General features: G+C 62.8%; 14 protein-coding genes, 3 tRNA genes and 1 pseudogene. 3 read left to right on the top strand and 15 right to left on the bottom strand.

Going from position 1 to position 20,979, the window contains the following annotated elements:
* Position 1: 1 nt before the first annotated feature.
* The 9 genes from thrS to EG19_RS12425 all read right to left on the bottom strand — a co-directional run bounded on the left by thrS (position 2) and on the right by EG19_RS12425 (position 7,973).
* Positions 2 to 1,942, bottom strand: a complete 1,941-nt coding sequence (gene thrS / locus EG19_RS04805) for a threonine--tRNA ligase (protein ID WP_038048139.1) — start codon at positions 1,940 to 1,942, stop codon at positions 2 to 4.
* A 66-nt stretch (positions 1,943 to 2,008) separates the two neighbouring features.
* Positions 2,009 to 2,084 (bottom strand) — tRNA-Val (locus tag EG19_RS04810).
* A gap of 34 nt (positions 2,085 to 2,118) precedes the next feature.
* Positions 2,119 to 2,195 (bottom strand) — tRNA-Val (locus EG19_RS04815).
* Between the two features lie 241 nt (positions 2,196 to 2,436).
* Complete coding sequence (locus EG19_RS04820; protein WP_038048141.1) at positions 2,437 to 3,966, bottom strand: hypothetical protein; 1,530 nt, start codon at positions 3,964 to 3,966, stop codon at positions 2,437 to 2,439.
* On the bottom strand, positions 3,960 to 4,688 hold the full coding sequence (locus tag EG19_RS04825; protein WP_038048143.1) for a class I SAM-dependent methyltransferase: 729 nt from the start codon (positions 4,686 to 4,688) through the stop codon (positions 3,960 to 3,962). Before EG19_RS04825 ends, EG19_RS04820 begins: the two co-directional genes overlap by 7 nt.
* The gene (locus EG19_RS12420) at positions 4,678 to 5,475 is read right to left on the bottom strand and encodes a glycosyltransferase family 2 protein (protein ID WP_053334906.1); all 798 of its coding nucleotides are present in this window, start codon (positions 5,473 to 5,475) and stop codon (positions 4,678 to 4,680) included. Before EG19_RS12420 ends, EG19_RS04825 begins: the two co-directional genes overlap by 11 nt.
* Entirely contained in the window at positions 5,459 to 6,412 is a 954-nt protein-coding gene (locus EG19_RS04835) for an NAD-dependent epimerase/dehydratase family protein (protein WP_038048145.1), read from the bottom strand. Before EG19_RS04835 ends, EG19_RS12420 begins: the two co-directional genes overlap by 17 nt.
* The gene (locus EG19_RS04840; RefSeq protein ID WP_081799924.1) at positions 6,409 to 7,227 is read right to left on the bottom strand and encodes an aldolase/citrate lyase family protein; all 819 of its coding nucleotides are present in this window, start codon (positions 7,225 to 7,227) and stop codon (positions 6,409 to 6,411) included. Before EG19_RS04840 ends, EG19_RS04835 begins: the two co-directional genes overlap by 4 nt.
* Positions 7,224 to 7,973: a class I SAM-dependent methyltransferase gene (locus EG19_RS12425; RefSeq protein WP_152543917.1), complete on the bottom strand. Its 750-nt coding sequence runs from the start codon at positions 7,971 to 7,973 to the stop codon at positions 7,224 to 7,226. Before EG19_RS12425 ends, EG19_RS04840 begins: the two co-directional genes overlap by 4 nt.
* A 159-nt stretch (positions 7,974 to 8,132) precedes the next feature.
* Between EG19_RS12425 and EG19_RS04850 the strand changes: the two genes are divergently transcribed.
* Together EG19_RS04850 and EG19_RS13065 are read left to right on the top strand one after the other, a co-directional pair.
* Positions 8,133 to 9,053, top strand: a complete 921-nt coding sequence (locus tag EG19_RS04850) for a DUF4097 family beta strand repeat-containing protein (RefSeq protein ID WP_038048147.1) — start codon at positions 8,133 to 8,135, stop codon at positions 9,051 to 9,053.
* 15 nt (positions 9,054 to 9,068) lie between these two features.
* A complete protein-coding gene (locus EG19_RS13065) occupies positions 9,069 to 10,511 on the top strand; it encodes an ArnT family glycosyltransferase (protein WP_081799925.1) in 1,443 nt (480 codons plus the stop codon).
* Positions 10,512 to 10,633: 122 nt separating this feature from the next.
* Here EG19_RS13065 and EG19_RS14335 read toward each other — a convergent pair.
* Positions 10,634 to 11,671: pseudogene (locus EG19_RS14335) on the bottom strand (radical SAM protein); the annotation flags it as partial.
* Positions 11,672 to 11,725: 54 nt separating this feature from the next.
* Here EG19_RS14335 and EG19_RS04870 point away from each other — a divergent pair.
* Positions 11,726 to 11,801 (top strand) — tRNA-Ala (locus EG19_RS04870).
* Here the strand turns inward: EG19_RS04870 and EG19_RS04875 are convergent.
* The 5 genes from EG19_RS04875 to EG19_RS04895 form a co-directional block, all read right to left on the bottom strand.
* Positions 11,802 to 14,114, bottom strand: a complete 2,313-nt coding sequence (locus EG19_RS04875; protein ID WP_038048155.1) for an alkaline phosphatase family protein — start codon at positions 14,112 to 14,114, stop codon at positions 11,802 to 11,804.
* A gap of 72 nt (positions 14,115 to 14,186) precedes the next feature.
* Positions 14,187 to 17,099 (bottom strand): TonB-dependent receptor, encoded by a 2,913-nt coding sequence (locus EG19_RS04880; protein ID WP_038048157.1) that lies wholly within the window; start codon positions 17,097 to 17,099, stop codon positions 14,187 to 14,189.
* 318 nt (positions 17,100 to 17,417) lie between these two features.
* The gene (locus EG19_RS04885) at positions 17,418 to 17,912 is read right to left on the bottom strand and encodes an acetyl-CoA carboxylase biotin carboxyl carrier protein subunit (RefSeq protein ID WP_038048159.1); all 495 of its coding nucleotides are present in this window, start codon (positions 17,910 to 17,912) and stop codon (positions 17,418 to 17,420) included.
* Positions 17,909 to 19,396, bottom strand: coding sequence for an acetyl-CoA carboxylase biotin carboxylase subunit (locus tag EG19_RS04890; RefSeq protein ID WP_038048161.1), 1,488 nt, complete (start codon positions 19,394 to 19,396; stop codon positions 17,909 to 17,911). The genes EG19_RS04885 and EG19_RS04890 overlap by 4 nt, the downstream gene beginning before the upstream one ends.
* Before the next feature lie 2 nt (positions 19,397 to 19,398).
* Positions 19,399 to 20,946 (bottom strand): acyl-CoA carboxylase subunit beta, encoded by a 1,548-nt coding sequence (locus EG19_RS04895; protein WP_038048164.1) that lies wholly within the window; start codon positions 20,944 to 20,946, stop codon positions 19,399 to 19,401.
* Between the last annotated feature and the right edge of the window lie 33 nt (positions 20,947 to 20,979).

Here is a 20,979-nt window from a genome sequence, read left to right on the forward strand (position 1 = left end):
TTTAGTTTTCTTCCCACGGTGCAAGCTTCCGGGACGCTTTGGCTTCCCGCAAGCGCTCAACCACCTCCGCCACCGGGTGCGCCCCCAAATCGCCCCGATGCCGGAGGCGCACCGAAACCGTTCCCTGCTCCAGCTCCTTGCCTCCTACGATCAAAAGCACCGGCACTTTGGCGAGCTCCCCATCGCGGATCTTGGCCCCCAGCTTTTCGTTGCGGCTGTCCACGGAAGCCCGCAGGCCAGCTTGCCGGAAGCGCTCGCCAATGGTCTGGGCCCCTTCCAGGAACTTGTCGGAAACCGGCAGCACCCGCACCTGCTCCGGGGCCAGCCAAAACGGCAAGTCGCCGGCAAAGTGCTCCAACATCACACCAAAAAACCGCTCAATGGAACCCAGAACCGCCCGGTGGATCATCACCGGCGTCTTTTCGCTGCCATCCTCTGCGGCGTAGGTGAGCTCAAAGCGGCGGGGCAGGTTGAAATCCAGCTGAATGGTCCCCAGCTGCCATTCCCGGCCAATGGCGTCGTGCACCACAAAGTCAATCTTGGGCCCGTAAAACGCCCCCTCCCCGGGGTTGACGGTGTAAGCCACACCACGGTTTTTGAGGCACGCTTCCAGTGTGGCTTCGGCGTGCTGCCAGAGCTCCGGCTCGCCAATGGCCTTTTCCGGCTTGGTGGAAAGGTAAATGTTGGGAGAGGTAAAGCGGAACAGGTGGTACACCTCGAACATCAGGTCGAAAAGCCTGTCAATTTCCGGGCCGATGTGCTCGGGCATGCAAAAGATGTGCGCGTCATCTTGGGAAAACGAGCGAACCCGGGTCAAACCCTGCACCACACCGGACCGCTCAAACCGGTGCAAGCGGCCAAAATCCGCCAAACGCAGCGGCAGCTCGCGGTAGGAACGGGCTGCCGACTTGTAAATCAAGCAGTGGGAAGGGCAGTTCATGGGCTTGAAGGAAAACTCCCGCCCCTCCACTTCGGTGAGGAACATGTTTTCCCGGTAGTTATCCCAGTGGCCGGAGATCTTCCACAGCTCGGCGTCAAAAAGCTGGGGGGTGATGACCTCCTGGTAGCCGTACTTTTGGTAAAGCTCGCGCATGAGGCCGATGAGCTCGTTGTACACGATGGCGCCTTTGGGGTGAAAAAACGGCGAAGCCGGGGCCAGGGGGTGGAAGGAAAACAAATCCAGCTCGCGGCCCAGCCGTCGGTGATCCCGGCGCCTGGCCTCCTCAATGCGGGCAAAGTAGGCGTCCAGCTCCTCCTTGGTGGCAAAAGCCGTGCCGTAAATGCGCTGGAGCATCTCGTTGCGCTCATCGCCCTTGAAGTAGGCCCCCGAGGTTTCCAAAAGCTTAAAGGCGCCAATTTGCCCGGTGCGCTGCACGTGCGGACCTCGGCACAGGTCCACAAAATCCCCATGCCGGAAAACCGTGATTTCCTCGCCTTCGGGAATGTCCTGGAGGCGGATGAGCTTGAGCTCCTCACCGCGAGCCTTGAAAAGCTCGAAGGCCTGTTCGCGGGTGACCACCTCCCGGGTGAAGGGGAGGTCCTGGGCGATGATGCGCGCCATTTCCTCTTCGATTTTGGCCAGATCTTCCGGGGTAAACGGCCGAGGATGGCGGAAATCGTACTGGAACTTCTCCGAGTGATCCTGCCGGCCGGCGTCAATGATGGTCCCGGGGAACAGGCGCTCGACGGCATCGGCCAGCACGTGCTCGGCGGAGTGGCGGATGACCTCACCGGCTTCGGGGTCGCTCACAAAAAGCAAGCGGAAGGGACCCGAGGCGGGAATGGGAGCCCGCAAATCCACGATGCGACCGTCCAGAAGGCCGGCCACAACCTCGGCAAGGCGATCCCCGGCCAGCTCGCGGGCCACGTCCATGGGCGTGGTTCCCTGGGGAAACTCCCGCGTGACTCCGCCTTCCAGCTCCAGCACGATGCGCTCGCTCATTGTTTTTCCCTCTGCTCCGCAAAAAACAAAAAAGCCGTCCAAGCTGGGGACGGCAGGGCTGGCGCATGGTAGGCGCGTGCGGGCTCGAACCGCAGACCTCATCCGTGTGAGGGATGCGCTCTACCAACTGAGCTACGCGCCTATATCCTCATCGTGCGCAAGCGGAGCAAAACCGATGGTAGGCGCGAGCGGACTTGAACCGCTGACCTCTACCGTGTCAAGGTAGCGCTCTAACCAACTGAGCTACGCGCCTGCTCCGCGGGCTGCCGGCAGGTAGGCTTTGCAAGCCTTTTGCAACCTGCCCTCGTCCCCTTGCTTGGCAAAGAACCCCTTCTCCGGCATTGCCGGAGGCCTTGAATATACCCCAGGCCACCCAACCCGTCAAGGCTTCCCCCTTCCGGTCCCCTACTGCGGCCCTTCCGCTAGCGGGCGGCCAAAAAACAGCGCCATCCCGGTGAGGCAAGCCGCTGGCAGGCCACGAAAACCGGAAGAAATCAACGTTCGCTGGACGGCAGGCGGGGGCGGTAAACCCGGCAGTCGCACAGGTCCTCTCCGGCCTGCCAAGCCTCGGCCAAGTAACGCTCCAGACGCTGGGGTTTAAGCGGCCAGCTCCCCTCTTGCCAGCACACCCAGCCAATGTGGCCGTTTTCCAAGGCATGAACCACTTGCTCCTCCCCATGCCGGCCAAAGGCCGTGCTCATGGGGTAGTCGAAGGGGGTGGGGTTTTGGATGTCCGCGGCCAAGTACCAAAACCCGGCAAACGGGGAAAGCAAAAAGCCCGGAGAGTTGCTCGCCAACGCGCGCAAGCGCGGGGCTTGAAGCTCAGCTTTTTGCACCCAAGAGGCGGGCAGCAACGCGCCACGGAAGTGCGGTCGCAACGCCAACACCAAATCTCCCCGGGCAAGTCTCACCACCGGCAGCACCAGCTGGCCGACAAGCGCCAGGGCCAGGGCAGCTCCCACAGCCAAAACCCAGACCCGAGCCCCAGGCGCTTGCGCCAACCGCTGCTTCCAAATGACGCTTGTCAAGATCACCAGCGCAAAGAGAAACACCGGCAAGGTCCCGAGCACGTGGTAAAGGTCAAACCGCGGGTAAATCCCCGCCCAGGCAGCTAGGAGGAACACCCCCAGGGCCAGAGGGAGACGCTGCCACCCGCGCCACCGGTAAAAAACAAGAAAAAGCCACCCAACCCCCACCACCAGCGGCAGGGTGTAGGCAAAAAGCTGGCCCAGCTGCACCGCCGCCCGCCAATCCCAGCTGTGTAGCGCTCCGCCCGCTTTTTCCAAGGCTTCCCCGAGGCCACCAAAATACGGGAGGGAAGCCTGCTTGAGGTAGTTGCCCTTGCCGAAGACGAGGTATTCCAGGCATGGTCCCCCTGCTCCCTGCAGCACCACGGGGACCAACCCGGCAAGGGAGGTTATCCCAAAGGCCAAGCCACACCTTACGACCTCCCGAACTGGCTGCGGCTTCGCCAAAAGGAACGCCACAAGCCCCGCAGCCAGGGCCAAAGCGCCCACGTTGTGCTTGGCCAAAAACGCCAGGCCGGCACTGAAGCCCGCCAGGCTAGCCCAGGAAACCCCGGGGCTGGGACGTCCCTGAGCGCAGGCCACAAAAGCCACCAGGCTGCCCATGAAACCGGCCATGGCCAGCAGGTGGTAGGGCGAGGTGGGGAAAGGCGGGGCCAAAGCCAGGCTTAAGGCCACGAAGGCCAGGCGAAAAGAAGGTCCAGCACCTAACAAGGACAGACCCTGCCAACCCAGGAAAAGCAAACAAGCGTACGAAAGAGCCGAAACGAGCTTCACCACCAAAATTTCGGGACCCAAAACCCAGAGAAACGGCATGCTCACGTACACGGACAGCGGTGGTGTACCGAAAAACACGTCGCGGTATAAGGTTTCTCCTTGGTAGATGCGACACAGCACCTGGAGAAACCAGGCCTCATCCGCAGGGTTCACACCCAGGCCCCAGGAAACGTAAAGGCTTGCCAGGAAAAGCGCAAAGCCCGCTGCCGCTTTCTTCAGCACTGGGTACCCCAAAAGGCCTGGAACGGCAAGACGGGCTGCAGCAGTTTCCGCCGCTCCAGGGCGCGCTCCACAGGGATCAACCACCGGCGGTTGGCCAACAAAGGCGGGAAAAAACCAAAGCGCTTTACCCCCACCCCCGCAAAACCCGCCGCCTGCAAAAGCCCCTGCAAACGCGGCGCGTGCATGTGGAGAATCCCGCGCTCGGCCTTCCACGACATGCCCGGAGTGAGGAAGATCTGCAGGTAGTAAAGCGGATTGAGTGGGTTGGGCTCCACAAAACCGATCTTGCCCCCGGGTTTTAAAAGCAGCTTCATGGAGGCAAAAGCCCGCGGCAAATCGGCCAAGTGATGCAACACAAAAAACCCCACCACAGCATCGAAGCGGCCGCGAAGCTCAGGAGGGAAGCTGTGGATGTCGCCGCAGTGCATGGGAAAAGGCGGCTGCGGTCCGGCCAGCTCCTGGAACTTGGCCACAAGAAAAGGGGAAAGCTCCAACCCTTCCACCTGAAAGCCCATTTCCGCCAGGATGAAGGCGTGCCGTCCCAGACCCGCACCCACCTCCAGCAGCCGGGCCCCCGAATCCAGGTTCAAGCAGGCCATCAGCACCTCCACGTGATGGCACACGTAGGGGGTTTTTTGCGGAAGCATGGTTTTTTTGATGCGCCGGCCAAAGTACTCCCGCTGCAAAGCGTTGTGAAGCTCCACTGGATCGTCAGCTGGCATCGCGGAAAACCTCCCAGGATCGCTTTTCGTGCTCGCTTGACCCACCGATGCACTCACGGATGGGCCACGGGGCCCGGCCCCGGGGCGGCATATGTAGCTTCAAGCGGAGGGCAAGGCCCAACGCCCGCAAAGCCAACACCAGCCGCCGCCAGGAGCTGTAGCTTGACACCCCTGCAGGCCTGAGCGGGCGGGTTACTGGTAAGGAAACGAAGGAAGCGCCGGCGCAGGCCAGCATGACCTGAAGGTACGGGCGGGGCACGTCCCAGCGGGCCAGGCACGCCACAGCTTTGCGGTTCATCACGCAAAACAAGCCAGCATCAGCCGGCAGACCCAGCCAAAGGTGCAGCAGGTGCTTGAAAAAACGGGAGGTCACCATCCGCGGCCACGACTGATACCGCCCCTGCCGGCCGGCAAAAACCACGGTTGGCTTTTCCGCTCCCGCATCCTGGAGGGCCCTGAGGACAGCCGGGAGCGCTTCCGGGGGGTCCTGGAGGTCGGCATCCATAACCGCCACCATCTGCCCCCGGGCACGCTGAAGACCCAGCCAAACCGCCCGGTGTTGCCCTACGTTTTCCGCCAAGGCTAGCACCACCACCCGGGTATCCTCCTGGGCTAGTTTTCTCAGGTGCTGGAGGGAACCATCGGGGGACGCATCGTCCACGAAAATCAGCTCCCAGGTGCCGCCCAGGGATTGCAGCACCGTGGCCACACGACGGTAAAGCTCCAAAACCGTTTCGGCGTTTTTGAAAACCGGGACCACCACGGAGGTATCAACCGAGCTGATCATGGTGCTCCTGCATCCAGGTGAGGGTTTTCCGCAGCCCTTCTTCCAGGGAATGAGCCGGGGCCCACCCCAGAAGGGCTCGTGCTTTGGCAATATTGGCCTGCCAGTGGTGGGTGTCCGGAGGTTGCGCCGGGTATGCCCCCACCCTCACGGGCAGGCGATGGCCCACCAAACGCTCCACCAAAGCCACAACCTCCTCGTTGGCCCACTGCTGGCCGGAACCGATGTTGAACACCTCCCCCGAGGCCAGCTCCGCTTCCGCCGCCCGCAGGCAAGCGGCCACCACGTCCTCCACAAACACAAAATCGTGGCGAAACCCGGGAGCGGTGAGGCGAATTTCCTCTCCCTGAAGGGCTGCGCGCAAGACCGTAGGGATGAAGCGGCTTGGGCTTTCCCAGGGGCCATAGACGGAAAAGAAGCCCAGGATGGTTACGTTCAGCCCGCCGTGAAGGGCGTACCAGCTCGCCACCATGCTGGCGGTGGCTTTGGCCAAACCCCGGAAGGTCTTGGGCTGGAGCGGATCGCTTTCCTCCAATGCCCTCTCCCGCGGGCCGTACTCCAGCGAGCTTCCCCCGTGAACCACCCGGGCAACCCCCGCGGCCCGCGCCGCCTCCAGCAGATGGGCGGTACCCAACGTGGCCACCGCCAGCGACAAGCTTCGCTCCGCCGGCGAGGAGGGGTGCCCCGGCGCCATGGCCAGGTGGAAGATCCCCTGGGGTTGGGCCGCCTGCACCACGGCTTGCACCGTTTCGGCCTCCAAAAGGTCAGCTTGGTGGATGGTGAGCCGGTCCTTGAGGTCGTTAATCCGCCAAAAGGAGCTTGAAGGCTGGCAGAGGAGGTGCACCGAAGCGCCCCGGGAGAGGAGCGCTCGAGTCAGGTTGGCGCCGATAAAACCGGTGCCTCCGGTAAGCAAGACGCGGGTCCCCTCTTGCAACCTCATAACCCTTCCCCGCGGTTTCGGGCAGCAAAGAACGCCTCGGCCCTTTCAATGGCCGCCAGCAGCTCCCGGTGGTCGCTGACCACCTGCTCCGGTGAGCGGCGGCGGGCTTGTTCCAAAGCGGCACGGATTTTCCCCACAGCAGCAGCAGGGTCACCTGAGCCCACATCCCGCTTGAAAGAGCGGCGGAGAAAGCTAAAGCCTGCCGACAGGCGGGCCATTTCGCCAATGAGCAGGCGGCAAGGGATGGGAAACCCTTGGTCTGGTACGGTAAGGCCACCAAAACCGAAGGGCACCTGGAAGACCTGGCGCAGCAGCTCCACCGTGCCGTCAGCTAAAGCTCGAAAGATGTTGGCACAACCACGGTCAATGGCCAAGTCGTTGAGCCCCACGTACACCCGGGAAAGGGGATAGCGGGCAAGCTCCTGGGCCATGGCCACCGCGGCCTGGGTTTCCACCAGGATCCCGAGCCCAGCTCGCCCCGCCAGCCACTCCAAAATCTGCTGCACTTCCGCCGTGGTCCGCACCATGGGGAGGAGGACTTCGTCCGCTCCCCCGCCAATAGCTCGCTCCAGCTCCTCTCGGGTAGCCGGGTGGAAAGCGTTCACGCGGCAAACGACCCGGGCTTCCGTGGCAGCCCGAACCCGCTGGAGGTCCTCAAAGGTGTCGGCGTTTATTTCCGTGTCAAATCCCCACTGGCGTTTGGCTTTCCCCGCCACCTCCCAATCCACCACCACTGCGCTCACGCCCCCGGCCACGGCCCTGCGAATAAAGGCGGGATCGGTGGAAAAGAGGAACAGCTCAAAAGGACCGCTCATCCCCGGAAGCCCTCCCTTGGCTTAAAGGCCAAACCCACCAGGGAGGAGCCCAGCGGCCAGGATATCCAGCGGCCGACTCCCACCTCCCCGCGCACCAAAACGTACCCCAGGGTGTTGGCGAGCTTCCCGGGCCTTTCCTCCAGCTGCTCGGAAGCAGGCCAAAAGCGCGCAAGCAGACGGCTTACAAGCACCACCGGCAGGAGGAGAAAGAGATAGTAGCGCAGCTCCTGCGGGATAAAGCCCGCCTGAATAAGCAAACGCCTCATTTGCTTGCGAGTGTAGCGGCAAAAGTGACCGGCGCCCTCATCCCGGCGGCTCCAAAGCCAGGGCAAGGACGGAACCGAGAAGATCAAGAACCCGCCGGGCGTAAGGACCCGCCATACCTCGCCCAGCGCCTGCTCGGCCGGGACGTGCTCGAGAACGTCCATAAGCAGCGCGCCTTGGAGGGATCCGGGGCGAAAGGGCAAGCTCAGGGCGCTCCCCTGCACCAAATGAAGTCTCGGTTTTCGGTGGGCCGCCAGCCGCAGGCCCTCCAGCATGGGGTCCAAAGCCACGACCGGAAAGCCCTGGGACGCCAGCAACGCCGCCGAAAAACCCGTGCCGCAACCGATATCCAACACCGGCCCTGAGGAAGCGCCCCGCACCATCTGGAGAAACCGCTGCACCCAAAGCCAACGGCCCCGAAACCAAAAGTGATCCTCCTCCATGGCCGCCAAGCGCTGCAGACGCTCGACAGAAAAAGACACGGCCCCTGCCGCTTCTGCCTTTTCCTTGGCGGGCACCGCCGTAGCTTAGCAAACGCAAGAACTTTGCACAGCTCTGGCAAGTCGCGATAAGCGGCCGTCTTTGCCGCTGCAGCGCAAAGCCCAAAAGGCTTTTTGCTAGCATGGGCTAAGGAGGCGCGTATGCGGAAGAGCTGGATGGGGCTCGTGCTCATGCTTTTTGGCCTTTGCCTGGAGGCTGCCGAGCGCAAGGAAACCATCGTCAAGCAAGCGGCGGCCAAAGAAGGCATGCACGTGGTGGTGGAAGCGGGCTCCCTGGACCTGGTGGTGCGGGTTTCGGCCATTGATGAGGTGCGGGTGGAAGTGGAGCTGGCTTGCGCCGGGTTGAAGGAAAAAGCCGTAGAGGCGTGGATGGCGTCCCACCGCCCGCAATTTGTGGAGGAACCTGAAGCCTTCAAGGTGCTGGTTCAGCCTACGGAATCCGCTTTTTTCAAGGGCGTGGTGGTCACCCGGGCGCGTTTGAACCTGGTGGTGCCGCCGTACGTGCAGCTGGACCTCTCCTCCACCTCCGGAAACCTGCAGCTGGACGGGGAACTGCCCAAGGCTCGGCCCTTGCGCTTGCGTTCCGCCAGCGGCGACATTGAGTTTGTGGGTTACGCCCCGGAAGTGGAAGCCCGCACCACTTCCGGTGACATGCGCCTGCGCTTTTCCAAGCCCGTGGACTCGGCCTTTGCCCGCACCTCCTCCGGGGACGTGGAGCTGGTGGGCGGAGCACGGCTGGTGCGGGCGGACAGCTCCTCGGGAGAGGTGCGCATGACCGGGCTCTTGGGGCCGGTAGGGGTGGCCACCACCTCCGGCGACGTGGCGCTGAGCTTTGACGCCCTCCCCGAAGGCAGCGAAGTCCGGGTCACCACCACCTCGGGCAAGGTGCGCCTTGTCTTGCCCCCGGGAAGCAAGCCCGCTGGCGAGGTTTCCTCGGTCAGCGGGGAGATCCGCTCCGCCTACCCCGGGGAAACCCCAGGAAAGGGCGGCAAGCTGGTGCTTTCGGGCAGCGGACCCAAGCTCTTGGTGAGCACCACCAGCGGGCGTATCGAGCTTTACTAAGGGAGGGCAGGGGGCATGAACGCCCCCAGGATTGCCACCGTTCTGGCATTGGCCATCCTCTTGGCGGTGGCCGCCTGGGCGCCCCTGGTGGACCGGGACGAACCGCGTTACGCCCGGGCCGTGCGGGAGATGCATCAATCCGGCGACCTTTTGGTGCCCAAAAACTTTGGCCAGCTGCGCCCGGACAAGCCCATTCTCATTTACTGGTTGCAGTGGGCCGCCACCACGCTGGTGGGGGAAAGGGAGCTGGGCTTTCGCCTGCCTTCGTTTTTGGCGTTGTTGGCATGGCTTTGGCTGGCCGCTCAACTAGCCCAGGAGCTTTGCGGAGAGAAACGCTGGGCGCTCTTACCCGGGATAGCCCTGGCTGGGGTTTTGGCCACCCCCGACGCGCTGGTGGGAGCGCTCACCACCGCTTCTCTGTTAGCCTTCGTGCGAGTAGCCAAATGTCGCAGTCCCAGATGGGCGTTTCTGGCCTGGCTGCTGTTTGGGCTGGGGGTGTTGGCCAAAGGACCGGTGACGCCGCTGTTTGTGCTGCCCGCCTTAGCCGGCTACTGCGGGAGGGGCAAAGAGCTCTGGCGGGCGGCAGTGCCGTGGTGGGGGCCGTTGCTTTCGGCCGCCGTGGTGGCCGCTTGGTTTCTGCCGGCCAACCTCGCCACCGACTGGGATTTTGCCCGGTTGGGCCTGGGCAAGCACGTGGTGCAAAGGGCGCTTTCGCCGCTGGAAAGCCACGGCATTCGCGGACCCCTGGGCGTTCTTCTGGGACCGCCTTTTTACGTTGCCAGCTTGGCGGTTGCCGGCTTTCCGCTGCTGTTGAGCTTGGTTCGTTTTCTTCGCGCGGATGAGAAGAAGGACCCCCAGGTGTGGCGAACGGTGGTGTGGGGCGTTCTGGGCCCTATGGCCGTGCTCAGCGTCGTAGCCACCAAGCTTCCCCACTACATCCTGCCGGCTTTGCCACTTCTTTTTGTGGCCTCAAGACCCACCCGGGGCCAGCAGGTCGCGGGAGCCATTGCCAGCGCTGTCCTCGCCCTGGGGCTTTTGCTTTTGACCTTGGGAACGCCTTACCGCCCCGCAGGGCTTTTGGTGCGCCGCCTGCCCCAACTCACCTGCGCCTTCCCCTTGCAGGAGCCCAGCTTGCGCTTTTACGCCGGGGAGAAGCTGATCGTAACGCCCTCTACCAACGGAGGTTGTGGCTTTTGGCTGCTGCGGGCCGGTGAGGAAGAAAAGCTTGAGGAGTTCCTCGCCCCAAACGCTCAACCAATCAGCACCTTTTCCGGCTGGAACCTGGCCAAAGGCCGGAAGGAAACCCTCCGCCTTTACCAGCTCAAGATCGGCCGCCGGGAAAAGGAAAACCCAGGGCCGGGAGGCTCTTCCGCCGAAAGCCCCACCGGCCGGGGCTTCATTTTGGCAGCAAAAAACGGCTTACCCAGCACCCGCAGAACCGCCATCTTGGCACGGTAGGCTCGCTCCCGCAGGGAGTTTTTGGCAAGGTAAACGGTGTCTCCAGGCTGCACCACCAGCGAAACCTGGATGTTGGGGATTACGTCGGTGGGGATGCCGTATTTAACGCAGCAATCCCACAAATGGGCAAAAACCCGCTTCATGGCTTCCGGCTCGGGGGAAGGGTGGTTTTCCATGAGGGAGCCCTGCAGCGGGCGGAAGATGCATACCGTAGGGAAAGCCCCCAGCGAGGTGATGTAGTCAATGGCCCGCAGCGTGTCCTCCACGGGCTCCACACCGGCAATGATTTCTCCGGAAACCGCACCCTTACCCAGCTTTTCCGCGGTGTATTCCATGGCCTCGAAGAAGGCCCGCTGCCCCAGAGCCCCACACTTGCCCGGGCAGTACCGCTCGAAGTAGAGGGGGTTGTGGAACTCGTAACAAAACGAAAAGTGATCGGCGCCCAGGGCAATGAGCCAGTCGTACTTCCAAAAATCGTGGCGAAGCACCGGCGCCACCTGCACGCCAATGAAGCCGCCCACCTGCTCACGGATGGCTTTGACGTAAGGTGCCGCCAGGTTAAGCCCGTGGTAAGGGCTGGCATCGGGGCGGTCCTCCCGCTGGTAGCCGGCGTTGAAGTGGAAAAACGTCACGCCGGACTCCTCCTTGGCGGCCTTTGCCACCTCCACCACCTCATCCACCGGCTTGCGCAACACCTCGGCCTTGCCCACGTTGAGCCCGGAGGTGCAAAAGTGGCAGTGGCGGTCGTTACCGGGGTCCCAGAAACGGCAGGTTTCGGAAATGTAAACCCCCAGGTAGGTCCCCTGCAGCACCCCGATGCTGGCCATCTCGTGGCCGCGGGAGGTCTTCCGCCGGTACCAGGAGGGCTCCGGCGGTACAATCACCTGATAGGCTTCGTCGCTGCGGGTGTCCACCACCACGTAGCGCCCGTTTTCCTTCACCAGCAGAAACGGCGAGGCGGCGCAGAAGTGCTCGAAAACCGGGACGTTGCACCAGATGTCCTTGAGCCTACCCGGGATCACCAGCTCCAGCCCCGAGCCCAAACCGGCGCGGGTGCGGCGAAACCCGCGGGCGTCCTCCTCCAAAGTGCACGAAGAATCAATACGCAGACCCCGACAGAAAAGCTCAATTTCCAGCTCGCACGGGTTTAAGCTTGCCACCGCCCCTCCCCTTGAGGGGGTTTTGCCCCCGTGTTAGGATAACGCTTGCCTGGTGGGGCCGTAGCTCAGCTGGGAGAGCGCCAGAATCGCACTCTGGAGGTCGGGAGTTCGATCCTCCTCGGCTCCACCATTACTCCAGCATTCTCAAGGCTTGTTTAAGCTCCGGTTGGTTGGGGTTGAGCACCAGGGAGCGTTCCATCCAGGTTTTGGCGCTCGCCGTATCGCCGGCACAGGCGGCCGAAAGCCCGGCAAAAGCCAAAACCGCCGCATCCTGAGGGAAGGCCGAAACCGCCTCCCTCGCCTTTTCCACCGCCTCACCGCAGCGGTTGAGCTCCAGCAGGTACCGCAGCACCGCCGCCCGCAACATGGCATCCCGGGGGAAAAGCGTAACCGCCGAGCTGGCCAGGCTCGCTGCCCGCTCCCGCAAGCCCAGGCGCTCGTAGTCGGCCAGGGCTCGCTGCAACGCCCCGCGCCCATCGCGCAAACCCAGGCGCAGGGCCTCCAGGAGCTCGCGATCCGCTTCCTCGTAGCGTTCGCTTTCAAAGTAAAGCCGACGCAGGTTGTAATGCGGAGACGCATAGGCAGGATTGGCAGCAATGGCTTTTTTGAAAGCCTCCTCAGCCTCCTGCAACCGCCCCGCTTCCAGATGCAAAAGCCCCAGGTTGTTGAGCTCACCTTCGGTGTTGCTCCCGGAGCCACCCTGGGTTTCCCCGCCTTCCAGGTAGCCTAAGGCCTTAAGCTGCGCCACGTACTCCGCTGAGGGTTTCACCTCCTGAACGCGGGGGCGGTAGCTTTCCGGTGGCACCAGCTCGCTCCAGGCTACTTTTTCCCCTGACGCAAGCGAAACGCCCGGCAACGGCTTTCCCGGCCAGCTGGCCCCAAGAGGCAAACCCAAAAGCACCGCTACCGTGGGGGCCACGTCGTACACCGAAGCGGGCTCGCCCGTCCGCCCCTTGGCCATGACCCCATTACCCGCCAGCACAAAGATCCCCTTGGGCCGATGCCAAAGGGCCGCGGTGGCGGCGGCCACACCCGAAAACTCCCGGGGACGGTCGCTCCCCCACTTGAAACCGTGGTCGGAAACCACAAGCACCGCGCACTCCGAAAGCGGGCATTGCTCCAAAAGCCGTCCCAACCAGCGGTCCACCACCGCAAAGTAGCGTTCCACTGCCGGTGGTGCAGCCTGCACCAGGGCGGGATCGGCACCGGGGGAAGCTGGGGGGAGGTAAGGCCCCAGCAGGTGGCCAATTTCATCGGTGCCAATGCAGTACGCCATCAGGAGGTGCGGCTTGGACTCGGCAATTTTAAGCGCAGCCCCCATGTACACGCGGGTGCCCACCAAAATCCGCCGGAAGCCGTCAATGGGGTCGGCCATCCCGCGCCCCTGGGCTAAGGCCTCCTGAATGCGGGGCAGTTCTAAAGGCAAGAAAGTGGCAACCGTTGGCGCACCGGTTTCCACCTTGGCCCGTTCCGCCAGCTCGCGGAAGCTGGCCTCGTGCTCCGGCGGAAACACCACGGTACCGGGAGGGGCATCCCCGGGGGCATCGGAAAGCAGGAAAAACAGGCGATCGGAAACCAGCACCCCGTTTACCGCTTCTGCCGGCCAGCTGGCCCACCAGCCGCTCACCCCCACGGTCAGCCCGGCAGCCGAAGCCATGTTCCACAACGCTGGAACCTTCCTCTTACGGCTGGTCACCGGAACCCGCGCTCCGGTAGCCGCGTCCGCCTCCAGAAAGTCCAGGATGCCGTGCACTTCCGGTGGCTCGCCGGTGGCCATGGTGGTCCAAATCAGCGGGGAAAGCAGCGGCGTGAGGGAAGAAAGCTCACCGTAGGTGCCCACCGCCATGAGCTTTTGCAAGTTTGGCATGAGCCCCCGGGCCACGAGCTTTGAAAGCAGCTCCCAGTCAGCCCCATCCCAACCCACCACCAAAACCCGCCGGCGTGGCGGCGAGACCCTTTGCCGCAGCTCCTGGCGACGGAAGGCCAACAAAGCCGCGGGGTCAGGCTCTAACACCACAGAAGCTTTCGCAGACCCCGAAGCCAGCCGCTGCAGGCTGGCTTCCATTTCCTCCTGAAGCTTTTGGCGACAGGTGTTCTGCGCCAAACACCCAAGCTTTGCTGTGGGTGCCAGCTGTCCGGCCTTAACGGCCAAGCCCTGTTCAGGAGTAGGAGCGGCAGCCAGCTGCAGGTGCGCCCCAGGGCCTAACTCCAGCTGCACCCGCGCCGTTACCGTGGCCCCCTCGGGGGTGGTGAAAGTCGTGGTGGTCGCGACCCGCGGCAAGACCACCGCCTTCCCCCACCGCGGCACCAGCGTCCACGAGGAACAAACCCGCAGCGTTCCAGACGCGGAATCCCACAGGGCGCTGCTCGGGCCTACCGGCCGGAAAAGCGCAACGGCCACCCCCATCAAGACGAAAAGAAGTGGAAGAAAAAGCTTTTTCATGCCGTCTAAGGATAGCAGGGCAAGAAAAAGGGGGGCCTTGCGGCCCCCCTTTGGGTTTCAGCGTGAGCTCAACTAGAAGCTGATGCGCACACCCAACCGCAAGCTACGCGGAGACTGCCAAGCGTTGGGCGTGTTGAACGCCGGGTTCGTAGGTGGACGATCGGCATCGCCGGGCTTGATGGGCGGCTCGTACGCGCCGGTGTCGTAGTTGATGGGCGTGTAATCCTCGCCCAAGTCGTAACGCATGTTGCGGCCCACCTCACCTTGGCGGTTGAAGAGGTTGAACACGTCAGCCAAGAACTTGACCTGGATGCCACCGAACTTCACCGGGTAATCCAAGTGGAGGTCGGCTTCCCACTCGTCGTCGGTGCGGCCAAAGGCGCCCCGCTCGGAGAGGTAGTACTCCCAGTTCTGGTAGGCAATGGAGTAACCCATCGCGGTCACAGGCAGACCCGTGCGGTAGTAGGCAGAGAGACCCACGGTGAGGTTGAAGGGGAACACGTAGTAGCCGTCCACCTTGAACTGGTGACGACGGTCGTTGGAGAGGTAACCCTTGTTGTTGACCTGGAACTCGGCGTAGTCAAACGCGGAGTTCAGGTTGGGGTCGAGCTGACCGGTGGAAACCTGGAAGGTCCCGTCGTAGTTGCCCTCCAGCTTGGACCAGAGGTAGGAAGCGATCATGCCCCAGTTGTTGGAGAAGCGCTTGCGGGCCACGAGCTCAATGCCCTTGAAGGTGCGCTTGGGCTCGGGCACCGGGTAGGACCGCTCGTAGTTCATATCCCAGGACTCGCGGAGCAAACCACGGCCGGGGTTGCCGATGTAGTAGCCCTGGTCGAAACCAAGGGCGTCCTCAATCACACGGCCCAGGTCGCGGTAGATGTACTTGGCGCCTACGGCCAGGTCTTTCATGACCTCGTACTCACCGCCCACCACCGCCTCGTCAATGTACTGACCCTGGAGGTTGGGGTCCACGGGCGTGAAGTCGTGGCCGAGGATCGAGCAACGGCGGAAGGCATCCACCGCCGGATCGCAAGCCACGTTGTAACGGGTGGAGGGATCCTCTTCCCGAGCGCCGTGGTAGTTGTAGGTAAAGGCGGTGATTTCCTTCCCGAAGGAACGGATCACCATATCCATGGGGATGGTTTCGTAAAAGCGGCCAAAGTGAGCGAAGACCTTGGCGGTACCATCACCCTTGGGATCCCAAACCACACCCACACGGGGCGCCCACTCGTCGTTGAGCTTGGCGTTGACCTTGCCCTCGGAGTTGAACAGCTTCTGCTGCTCCCAGCGAACGCCCACGTTCAAAGTCAAGTTGGGCGTGAGACGCCAGGTGTCCTGCACGTACATGGCGAAGTTCTCGGACTTGGAGTCCACCACCAGAGGCACTAGGATGTCGGCGTTGGTGATGGCAAAACGAGACGAGGGGAACGACCGCATAAAGAACCGGTGACGGTAGTAAATCTCGCGGCCGCAGGGTTGAGCACCGTCACCCGTGTAGCCACCGCGGCAAAGCCCGTAAATGCGCTGGCCGCCGGTGTTGTAGTTCTTGTTGTTCACCGAGATGTCCTCAAACTCGGCCCCGAACTTGAACTCGTGGTCACCCAGGAAGTTGTTCAGGAAGTAGGACACATCGCCCTTATACACATCGCGGCCGAACTCCTGGCGCTGGGCAAAGCCGAAGCCATCCCACACCGGAACCACGCCGGTTTGGGCGTAAATGGGGTTGGAGTACTCAATGAAGGCCACCTGGTTCAAACCGCGGCCACCCTCATTGGACTTCTCCTTGTGCTGACCCGCCAACAGGTTGACCACCCAGTTGGTGCCGAAGACGCCCTCGTACTTAGCCACGAGGTCCGTGCCGCCCTCATCCACCGTACCCATGAAGGAGTCGGGGTTGCCGGCCAGACCACGGATGGGGCCCTCGGTCTTGGAGGGGTCGCCAAAGCCAGAAAGGATGAAGGAGTGGTTCTGGCTCAGGCGGTAGGTGAACTTGGCCGACCAGAGGTCCCGGGTTTGGGAGTTGGTGAAGATCGAACCGTAGGCCGGGAAACCGTAGTCGTGGGCGTTATATTGACGCGCCAGCGCCTGGAAGTCCTGAATGACCTTGCGGTCCTCGTCGTTCTTCACGTAGTCGTAAGAACCGTAGAACCACAAAGTGTCCTTGATGAAGTAGCCACCCAAGCCAAAGCCGAAGTCCTTACGGGTGTAGCCATCCACCAGGTAGGACCGAGAAAGGCGGGAAGCCCAGTAGTTCACATCAGCGGCCGGTTTGGCCTGAGCCGCGTCGGAGTCGTAGTAGCCAAAGACGTCGCCGTGGAACTCGTTACCACCGGACTTGGTGATCACGTTGATCATACCGCCGGTGGTGCGGCCGAACTCAGCCTGGTAGCCGCCGGTCTTCACCTGCACTTCCTGGATGAACTCGAAGTTCAGGACCTTACCCTGGGTACCCAGCTCCACGCCGGTGGTGTTGATGCCGTCAATGTAGTAGGCGTTCTCAGCGCCCGTGGACCCGTACACGGTGACGCCGGCAGCGTCGTTGCCGGTACCGGGGGCCACACGCACCACCGAGGCGTAGTTACGGCCGATGGGCAGGTTGGTGAAGAAGTCCTTGTCCAGGTTGACGCCCACCTCGGCGGTCTTGGTGTCCACCGTTGGCGCCGCGCCGGACACAATGACCTCTTCCTTAAACGCAGAGCTCATCTGCACGTTCAAGGTCACCACGCGGCCCAAGCCCACCTTGATGTCGGTTTGCTCGGTGGGAGCAAAACCGGACAAGGTGAACTTCACCGTGTAGCTCCCAGGAGGCAAAAGCACCAAACGGAACTTGCCCTGGGTGTCGGTGACCGCCACCTTGGTGCCCTGCAACGCCGGGGAAGTAGCTTCCACGGTGACACCCGGCAGCGGCACATTGTTCTCGTCCACCACCACGCCCTCAATGGAGCCGGTAGTTTGGGCGAAGGCCCCGGTTACAAACAGGCCCATCGCCAAGAATGCTAGGAAATACCAGCCTATCTTCCTCATACTTCCTCCTTTCGTTTAGGCTTTGCTGATGCCAGATTCAAGCCACACGCAACCTCACTCCTTCTTTTCCTGGCTTTGCCCTCCTTTCTCTAAGACGCTTCATAGCCGGTTTTCTACCACAAAAGCTAGGCTTGTGGCAACACCCGGCCTTAAATCTTGTGAGCAAAAAGCGTGCCACCCCCTGCCCATGTAAAACCCTTTTGCTTGCAAGAACGTAGCTCGGTCGCCCAAAACCAGAATATTCCAGTTTTTGGAGGAACATTCAATTTTCCGAACAAACTACCCCACCACCGCCAGCACCTGCCCCGCCTCCACGGTGGTCCCGGGCTTGACACGCACCTCGCGCACCCTTCCCCCCAGCTGGCTGGTGATGAGGTTTTGCATTTTCATCGCTTCCAGCACCACGATGGGCGTTCCCGCCGAAACCTCGCTCCCCGCTGCCACCAAAACCTGCACAACCCTCCCGGGTATGGGAGCCACCAGCTCCTCCTGCCCGTCGTGGCTGCGACCGGTTCCACCACGCCCTTGCAGCGGGTCTTCGAGGGCCACCTTTTGCTCTACACCTTCGATAAAGAGCTGCCACACTCCCGAACCCAACCGGGAAAACCAAAAGGGCTTGACCTCCCCGGGAAGCTCCACCTTTCCGCGGTGCGGTCCGGCAAGCGTCAAGCGAAACCGGAAGAGCTCACGCCCCACCCGCACTTCCACTTCTCCGGCCAGCACCCGAACCAAAACCTCGACTTCACTTTCGGCAAGCCGAAAACGCCGGATCATGGCACCCACCGTGACCGCAAACGCTGACGGCCAGCCTCTCGCCAGGGGGAAAGCTCCCCTTCGTGGCCGTAGGGCTCAGCCGGCGAACCCACACCCAGGGTTTGCAGGGCCGCTGCTAAAGCCACCGCCAACGGCCGGTGGCTTTCCCGCCACTGCCTCAGGAACTCCGGTAAAAAGCCGGTATCCACCTTACCCGCCCCGAACCGGGGGTCAACGCTTAATGCTTGAAAAAGCGGCAATGTGGTTCGCACCCCCAGCACCACAAACTCACCCAGCGCCCGACGCAAACGGCAAAGCGTTTGCCCCCGGGATTCACCCCAGACGATGAGCTTGGCGAGAATGGGGTCGTAATCCAGAGGCACCACCAAGCCCTCGGCAATGCCGCTGTCCACCCGCACCCCGGGACCCGAGGGCTCCCGGTACACCTGGATCTTCCCCGGAGAAGGGGCAAAATCGCGAGCGGGGTCTTCGGCGTACAGTCGGCACTCCAAAGCGTGGCCGCGGGGGACAAGCGCTTCTTGCCGGAGGGTAAGCTCCTCACCCAACGCCAGCCGCATCATCCATTGGGCCAAATCCACGCCATAAACCACTTCCGTCACCGGGTGCTCTACCTGCAGGCGGGTGTTGACCTCCAAAAAGTAAAAGGAGCCGTCCGGCGCCAGGAGGAACTCCACGGTGCCAGCGGTCACGTACGAAGCCGCCCGTGCCACCGCCACGGCCGCCGCTCCCAGCTTTTCCCGCAGTACCGGAGAAACTGCCGGCGAGGGGGATTCCTCTAAGAGCTTTTGATGTCGCCTTTGCAGGGAGCACTCCCGCTCCCCCAGGTGCACCACATGGCCGTAGCGGTCCGCCAGGATTTGCACTTCCACGTGCCGCGGGCGCTCAATGAGCTTTTCCGCGTAAACCCGGGGATCGTTAAAAAACGCCTGCCCTTCCGCCGAAGCACGGGCAAAAGCGTCGGCCAGCTCGCGGTCGCTTCCCACCACCCGCATGCCCTTGCCCCCTCCCCCGCCCACGGCTTTGAGGAGGATGGGGTAGCCCACCTCTTGGGCAAACCGCCGGGCCTCGCTTTCGTGGGCCAGGGGTTCGGTGCCCGGCACCACCGGCACCCCCACCTGGGTGGCCAACCGGCGGGCTGCCACCTTGGAGCCCAAAAGCTCGATCACCGCCGGCGATGGGCCCATCCAGGTAAGCCCAGCACCTTCCACGGCGCGGGCAAAGCTGGCGTTTTCCGCCAAAAAGCCGTACCCGGGGTGCACCGCCTCACAGCCGGTGCGGCGGGCGGCTTCCAGGAGCGCGGAAATGTTGAGGTAGGAGGCCTGCGGCGCCGAAGGACCCAGCAACACCGCCGCATCCGCCGCCAGCACGTGCGGCTGTTCGGCATCCACCTCCGAGTACACCGCCACCGCCTCCCACCCCAGCTCGTGACAGGCGCGGATGAGGCGCAGGGCGATTTCGCCGCGGTTGGCAATAAGGACGCGCATGGCTAGAGCGGTATGTTCCCGTGTTTTTTGGCCGGCATCCAGTCCCGCTTGCCCCAAGCCAAGGCGAAGCTCTGGATGATGAGCGGCCTGGTGCTCCGGGGCTCAATGACCGCATCCACAAAACCCCGTTCCGCCGCCACCAAGGGGTTAGCGAACTTTTCCGTGTACTGCTGGACCAAGGCCCGGCGCAGGGCGTCCGGGTCCTGGGCTTGCTCCAGCTCCCGGCGGTAAAGGATGTTCACTGCACCCTGGGGACCCATCACCGCAATTTCAGCGGTGGGGTAAGCAAAGTTAAAGTCCGTGCGGATGTGCTTGGAGCCCATCACGCAGTAGGCGCCGCCGTAGGCTTTCCGGGTAATCACCGTGACCTTGGGCACCGTGGCTTCCGCCAAGGCGTAAAGCAGCTTGGCCCCGTGCTTGATGATGCCGCCGTGTTCTTGCGCTACCCCGGGCAAGAAGCCCGGGACGTCTTCCAGGATCAAAAGCGGGATGTTGAACGCATCGCAAAAACGCACAAAACGGGCCCCCTTCACCGAGGCGTCAATGTCCAAAACGCCAGCGAGGTGCATGGGCTGGTTGGCCACCACCCCGGTGGGGCGACCCGCCAAGCGGATAAAGCCCACCACGATGTTGCGGGCAAAGTGCTCGTGGACCTCGAAGAACTCGCCATCATCCGCCACCGAGCGAATAATGGCCTTGATGTCGTAGGGCTTTTCCGGGTCCTCGGGGACCACCGAATCCAGCGCCGGGTCCTCCCGGTTGGGGGGGTCCTGCGTGGCTTTTGTGGGCGGGTCGCCGGCGTTGTTCAAGGGCAAAAAGCCCACCAGCTGCCTGATGGCCGAAAGCACCTCCTGCTCCGAGTCCCGCACGAAGTGGGCCACACCCGAGACCCGCGCGTGGACATCGGCCCCACCCAGCTTTTCCATGGTCACCTCTTCGTGGGTGACGGTGCGGATCACCTCGGGACCAGTGACAAACATGTAGCTGGTGCCCCGGGCCATGAAGATAAAGTCGGTAATGGCCGGAGAGTACACCGCCCCCCCGGCGCAGGGTCCCAAAATCGCCGAAATTTGCGGGATGACCCCAGAGCACAGGGTGTTTCTCAGGAAGATGTCGGCGTACCCGCCCAAGGACACCACGCCTTCCTGAATCCTCGCCCCCCCGGAGTCGTTGAGTCCAATGACCGGAATCCCAAACTTCAAAGCCAAATCCATGACCTTGCAGATCTTTTCCGCATGAGCTTCGGAGAGGGAGCCGCCAAACACCGTAAAGTCCTGGGCGAAAACCGCCACCGGCCGGCCATCAATGCGGCCAAAACCGGTCACCACCCCATCGCCGGGGATGCGCTGGGACTCCATGCCAAAGTCGTGGCAGCGGTGGGTGACCAGCCGATCCAGCTCAGAAAAGGAGCCCTCGTCTAAAAGCAGCGCCAGGCGCTCCCGGGCCGTGAGCTTGCCGGCGGCGTGCTGGCGGGCGATCCGCTCTTCACCACCGCCCATGAGGCTCGCCTCGGTGAGCTCAGCAATCTTCTCGCGGATGCCCCCGCCCATCGCCACCTCCCGGCAAAAGCACCTTATGCTAGC

It is taken from the genome of Thermoanaerobaculum aquaticum (assembly GCF_000687145.1).
GTDB lineage: Bacteria > Acidobacteriota > Thermoanaerobaculia > Thermoanaerobaculales > Thermoanaerobaculaceae > Thermoanaerobaculum > Thermoanaerobaculum aquaticum.